The sequence below is a fragment of the Arthrobacter sp. NPDC056727 genome, from assembly GCF_042790555.1.
Lineage (GTDB): Bacteria > Actinomycetota > Actinomycetes > Actinomycetales > Micrococcaceae > Arthrobacter.
Genome location: NZ_JBHTZA010000050.1, coordinates 1 through 5,674 on the forward strand (window position 1 = coordinate 1; position 5,674 = coordinate 5,674).

Annotated in this window: 4 protein-coding genes; all 4 read left to right on the forward strand. The window is 59.6% G+C overall.

The features are described from left to right. The first annotated feature begins 371 nt into the window (after positions 1-371). Positions 372-1,790, forward strand: a complete 1,419-nt coding sequence (locus ACFRAH_RS24065) for an aminomethyl transferase family protein (protein ID WP_377993414.1) — start codon at positions 372-374, stop codon at positions 1,788-1,790. A gap of 16 nt (positions 1,791-1,806) precedes the next feature. Then, positions 1,807-2,658 (forward strand): methylenetetrahydrofolate reductase, encoded by an 852-nt coding sequence (locus ACFRAH_RS24070; RefSeq protein ID WP_377993415.1) that lies wholly within the window; start codon positions 1,807-1,809, stop codon positions 2,656-2,658. Next, positions 2,658-3,551, forward strand: coding sequence for a formyltetrahydrofolate deformylase (gene purU, locus ACFRAH_RS24075; protein ID WP_377993417.1), 894 nt, complete (start codon positions 2,658-2,660; stop codon positions 3,549-3,551). Before ACFRAH_RS24070 ends, purU begins: the two co-directional genes overlap by 1 nt. 74 nt (positions 3,552-3,625) lie before the next feature. Then, positions 3,626-4,987, forward strand: coding sequence for an MFS transporter (locus ACFRAH_RS24080; protein WP_377993416.1), 1,362 nt, complete (start codon positions 3,626-3,628; stop codon positions 4,985-4,987). The last annotated feature ends 687 nt before the right edge of the window (positions 4,988-5,674 follow it).

Genomic DNA, 5,674 nt, shown 5'->3' on the forward strand with positions numbered 1-5,674 from the left:
AATGAAGTCAATGCATAATGGTGAATGGGTTTTCACCAGACCCCCTTGACATCACTCCTGTGATATTCAACACTGGTGAATGAAAAGTTCAATGGTGAATGACCTAGTCTGATAGCTCCTCCTTCAAAACAGGCCCTCACCGGCTGCGTTGATAAGGAGCTGCACAAGGCCCCGGACTCGTCCCCTCAAAGCGGAAGCCGGCCGTCGACGAGTTTCGGGGAATGCATACCGATGAAGGAGAGGACGCTCTCCCCAAGCACAGGAGCTAAGACGCTCCCCGCCTTGGATCACCACTTGATTTCAACTTCCAGGCCTCCCTACCGGAGGGCTGAACCGGCGCCATAAATCCATTACTAGCCAGGGAAGTCCCAATGTCTCAAGGAAATAGCAAGTCACTGCAGGATCTCATCGACGCAACTCCCGATCTTGTAGACCACTTCTACAATGACACCACCGCCGCACACTTCAGCCGGTCCGGCACTAAGTCCGCTGCATTCATTCCTCCAGCTTTCTCTAACTGGCGTGACGAGCAGCAGGCGTGGACCGACGGCGCAGTCCTTTTCCACCAGTCTCACCACATGCCTGAGCTCTTCCTCGAGGGACCCGACGCCTTCCGCCTGCTCCAGAAGCTGGCGATCAATTCCTTTGCCAACTTCACCCTGGACCGGGCCAAGCAGTTCGTCGCCGTCACCCCGTCTGGGCACGTCATTGGCGACTGCATCGTTTACCGCCACAGCGAGGAAAGTTTCGAGCTGGTGAGCGGCATGCCTGTACTGGACTGGGTGCACTACAACGCCGAAACCGGCGGCTACGACGTAACCGTGAAGCGCGATGACGCCAGCACCACCAATCCGACCGGCCGACGCGTGAAGTACCGCTTCCAGCTCGACGGCCCCAATGCCGGCCGTATCTTCGGCAAGGCAATCGACGGTGAAGTACCGACGATCCCGTTCTTCCGGGTAGCGAAGGTCACCATTGCCGGATGCGAAGTGCTCGTTCTGCGCCACGGAATGTCGGGGCACCAGGGAGTTGAACTCTCCGGTCCCTACGAGGATGAAGAAACCGTACGAAACGCCCTTCTGGAAGCCGGCAAGGACGACGGACTGTTGCCGGCTGGCACCCAGGCCTACTTCAGCACGCCACTGTCCAGCGCATGGATGGCCTACCCCGTGCCTGCAATCTTCACTGGGGAAGAACTTCGCGGATTCCGGGAATGGCTGGGAGACACAAGCTGGGAAGCCAATACCCAGCTTGGGGGAAGCTTCTATTCCTCGAACATCGAGGACTACTACGTCACCCCTCACGAACTCGGGTACGAGCATGTCATCAAGTACGACCACGACTTTGTTGGACGCGAAGCGCTGGAAAACCGGTCGCTTGAATCACACCGGAAGCGGGTCACGCTTGTCTGGAACCACGAGGATCTCGCAAAGGTCTGGGGTTCGCAGTTCGGCCCCGGCCCGCGCTACAAGTCCCTCGAGTTCCCGGTCGCCTACTACGCGTTCAATCAGTTCGACGAAGTGCGCAACGAAGCTGGCGAGCTTGTAGGCGTGTCCTGCCACGCCGGATACCTCAACCCGGAAGGGGAAATGCTCTCACTGGCCATGCTCGATCGCGCGCACAGCGAGCCCGGAACGGAAGTTGTTCTGACCTGGGGTGAGATCAACGGCGGCTCCCGGAAGCCCCAGGTTGAGAAGCACGAGCAGACAACCGTTCGTGCCATCGTGGCACCGGCGCCTTACGCACGCGACGTCCAGCGAATGCAGCGCGAGACAGTTGGTGCACGCTGAGATGAAAGGATCTGCCATGGGCGTCGCGGAATCGACGCACGCACTCCTGGAGGATCATTCCCTGGAGATTACCGCCAAGGACATCAGCAACCTGGCAGAGGCCCAGGCCCTGATTCCCCGTGGAACGCGCATCAACATCACCTACCTGGACAACGAGGACCTTGCCATGCGGCGGGCCGCGGCCGCAGCCGTCAAAGAGGGCGGCTTCATCCCTGTCCCGCATATCTCCGCCCGGCGCCTGAAATCAGAAGAACAGCTCAAGGAGTTCATTGGTGCCCTCCAAGAGGACGGCACCGGGTCTGAAGTCTTTGTGATCGCCGGCGATCCGGAAACCCCAATGGGTCCTTACCGGGACTCCCTCGACATTATCCGTTCCGGCGTTCTCACCCAGCACGGCGTCAGTCACGTCGGTATAGCCGGATACCCCGAGGGCCACCCCCTTATCTCCCGCCACGAACTGCAAGCTTCGCTCACGGCAAAGGCATCGGCACTCAAGGAGCAGAACGTACCCGGCGTCATCGTTACTCAGTTCGGGTTCGACGTTGATCCGGTGATCTCCTGGATCGAAGCCGTCCGCGATGAGGGAATCGACCTTCCCATCCGCGTCGGCGTCCCGGGTCCCGCCGGCATTAAACGCCTTCTCGGTTATGCACGCCGGTTCGGTGTTTCATCCAGCGCCGGTATCGCGAAAAAGTATGGGTTCTCCATCATGAACCTAATGGGAACGGCCGGCCCCGATCGATACATCGCCGAATTGGCCTCCCGCATCGACCCGGCACGCCACGGTGACGTGAAGCTGCACTTCTACACGTTCGGTGGCCTCAGCGTCACGTCCAAATGGATCCAGGAATTTGAAAGGGGCGCATGATGTCGGCCAACTCGTCATCAACTAGCACAAAGGCCGTTGGAGAATGTGCGTCACTGATACTCCAGGGCCGCGACCGGCCGGGAATCGTTGCCGCCGTCGCAGACGTGCTGGCCAAGCATAACGGCAACATCGTTTCCCTGGACCAGTACTCGGACGATCCCGAAGGCGGCCACTTCTTCCAACGGACGATTGTCCAGCTGGAGGGACTTAAAGCGAGGCTCCCAGAGCTCGAGGCCGATCTGACAACCGCTCTGTCAGAAGGGTTCGATATCACCTTCACTCTGAGGGATCTCTCCCAGCCAAAACGCGTGGCCATCTTCGCTTCGAAGTCCGACCATTGCCTGCTGGACCTACTGTGGCGGCACAGCCACGGTGAACTGCCGGTCTCCATCGCCATGGTCATTTCCAACCATCCCGATCTCGCACGCGAGGTTCAGCGTTTCGGCATTCCCTACTTCTTTGTCCCATCGCAAGGTCCGGACAAGTCGGAAGCCGAAGCCGAGCATCTTCGGCTCCTGAAGGACAACGTAGATTTCGTTGTCCTGGCCCGGTACATGCAGATATTGTCACCCAGCTTTATCGAGAAGGTTGGTGTTCCCATCATCAACATCCATCACTCGTTCCTGCCCGCCTTTATCGGAGCTGGCCCCTACGCCAAGGCCAAGGAGCGGGGCGTGAAGCTGATCGGTGCGACCGCCCACTACGTCACGGAGGACCTCGATGAGGGACCCATCATCGAGCAGGACGTCGCGCGCGTGAACCACTCTGACTCCGCTGCGGACATGCAGCGGAGAGGTGCCAACGTGGAAAGGAATGTTCTGTCCCGCGCTGTCTACTGGCACGCGGAGGACCGTGTACTGCGGAACGGCAACCACACGGTCGTCTTTCCGTAGCTCGTCCATGGACGGGCCGGATGCCCGTTCATGTCTATCCCATCTACCAGCGCATTCAATGAGGAAGTCGACTGATGATGAACAACACCAAGCCGCAAAGCGGCAGCAAGCAAGCAAACAAGGCTGCCTGGGCCAGCGCCATGGGCACCACCCTCGAGTGGTACGACTTCGGAATTTACGGAATCGTCGCCGCCCTAGTGCTCAACAAAGAGTTCTTTCCCACTCTCGACCCTGCAATAGGAACCATCGCCGCCTTCAGCACTTTCACGGTCGGCTTTATTGCACGGCCGGTAGGGGCCCTGGTCTTCGGTGCTCTGGGCGACAAATGGGGGAGGAAAAACACCTTGATCGTCACGCTTGTGATGACTGGGGCCGTCACCGTACTAATCGGATTTCTGCCGACCTACGCCCAGGTGGGCCTCGCCGCACCGATTGCCCTCGTGGCTCTGCGCGTGCTGCAGGGCATCGGCCTCGGGGGAGAGTGGGGCGGCTCGGTGTTGTTATCGACCGAACACGCACCGAAGGGGCGGCGCAGCTTCTACGGCGGACTCATGGCCATGGGCGTTCCGCTCGGAACCTTGATCAGTTACGCCGTCTTCCTCATCATCACCCTCTTTGTGCCACAGGAGCCGTTCCTTGCCTGGGGATGGCGGATCCCATTCATCGCAGGCGCGCTCATCCTGGGAGTTGGACTGTGGATCCGGCTCGGCGTCGAGGAAACACCGCAGTTCGAAGCAGCTAAAGCCCAGCGAGCTGTCGCACCCGAAAAGCCGCTGCCCTTCGGCGAAGTCTTCCGACGCTACCCCGGCAAGCTCGCCATCGGAACCCTGTTCGCCGTAGGTTCATCCGCCGTCGCATATGTTTACCTCACCTTTCTGCTCTCATGGGCATCTGCCAAGGTCGGGTACTCCACGCCGACCCTTTTGGCCGGAATCTGCGTCGGCTCGGTAGTTTGGGCAGCAACCGCGCCTATCTGGGCGTCAATCGGGGACCAGGCAGGCGGCATGCGTCGGCTGTTTCTTGGCTGGGGCATCGTGCGCTCCCTGAGTGTCATTCCCTTCTTTTACCTCGTAGCATCCGGTGATCTCGTTCTGTTCTACATCGCAATGGGACTTATGGGCGGCATTATCAGTACTACACAGGTGCCTGCAGGCGCGGCGATTGCGAGCCTCTTCCCCGTCCACGTCCGTTACACCGGCTCCTCGTTCTCTTACCAGCTGGGAGCAATCCTCGGAGGAGGAATCAGCCCACTCGTAGCATCAGCACTGGCAGCTTCCAGCCTGGGCATCAACGGCGTTGTGGCCTATATCGTACTGGTCAGCCTGATCTCGGCCGCGGCAGGACTGGCTCTTAGCCGGACCGGGTTTGATACCCCGCGGGGCGAAGACGAAGTAGGCAACCCTCATATTGCCGATTCGGCCGTGTCGGCGACCTAACTGAAAGGAGCAGGCGGCAAACGGCATTGGAACCGGAGGCCGCCTGCTTCACATTAAGCCACGCGCACCTGCACGGAAGCAGCGTTTCCTACCTTCAGCAACGCTGTTTTGTGTAATTGAGCCCAGAAACTCGCAGTTCTTTATCCACATTCCACAGCAGCTATGCATTCTTCTGAAGGAGAGGTAATGGCAGAGCCGAAAAACGAGCCGGCCGAGGCCCCGCGGATAAGCGCTTACGGAAGTGCCTTTGAACACCGGGATGTTCATGATTTGCCCGCGGGAGAACTGGGATCGTGGCCTTGGGAAGGTTGGGGACATTATCCGCACCAGCCGCCTGACATCACAACCGGAGATTTTTAGCCCGCCCCTCGAAGCGCCGAGGCGTCGGACCCTACAGGAGAGCAGCAAGCGGTTGCGGGCGGCCCTGAACGCAGCCGACTGGCCGAAGGGCAATGAAAGAGCAGTAAATGGCATGGGATACGGAGTCGGCCAAGGAATGGTTGTTTGCAGCGGCGACCGTAGAGTTCAGTAAAGCAGGTCTCGCCGGCGCGAGGATGGACCGCTTCGCGGCAGCCGCGGGAGTCAATAAGGATCGCATCTATCAATGCTTCGGCCCCATAGAAGCATTCCGACGCTGTCCTCGTCACATGTGCGGCCAAGGCCGGCACCGATGTTTCTGCAGGCCCA

Bases quoted from the DNA above. Each gene is read 5' to 3' on its own strand.
- purU (WP_377993417.1), top strand. From the start codon at position 2,658: ATGTCGGCCAACTCGTCATCAACTAGCACAAAGGCCGTTGGAGAATGT.
- ACFRAH_RS24080 (WP_377993416.1), top strand. From the start codon at position 3,626: ATGATGAACAACACCAAGCCGCAAAGCGGCAGCAAGCAAGCAAACAAG.
- ACFRAH_RS24065 (WP_377993414.1), top strand. From the start codon at position 372: ATGTCTCAAGGAAATAGCAAGTCACTGCAGGATCTCATCGACGCAACT.
- ACFRAH_RS24070 (WP_377993415.1), top strand. From the start codon at position 1,807: ATGGGCGTCGCGGAATCGACGCACGCACTCCTGGAGGATCATTCCCTG.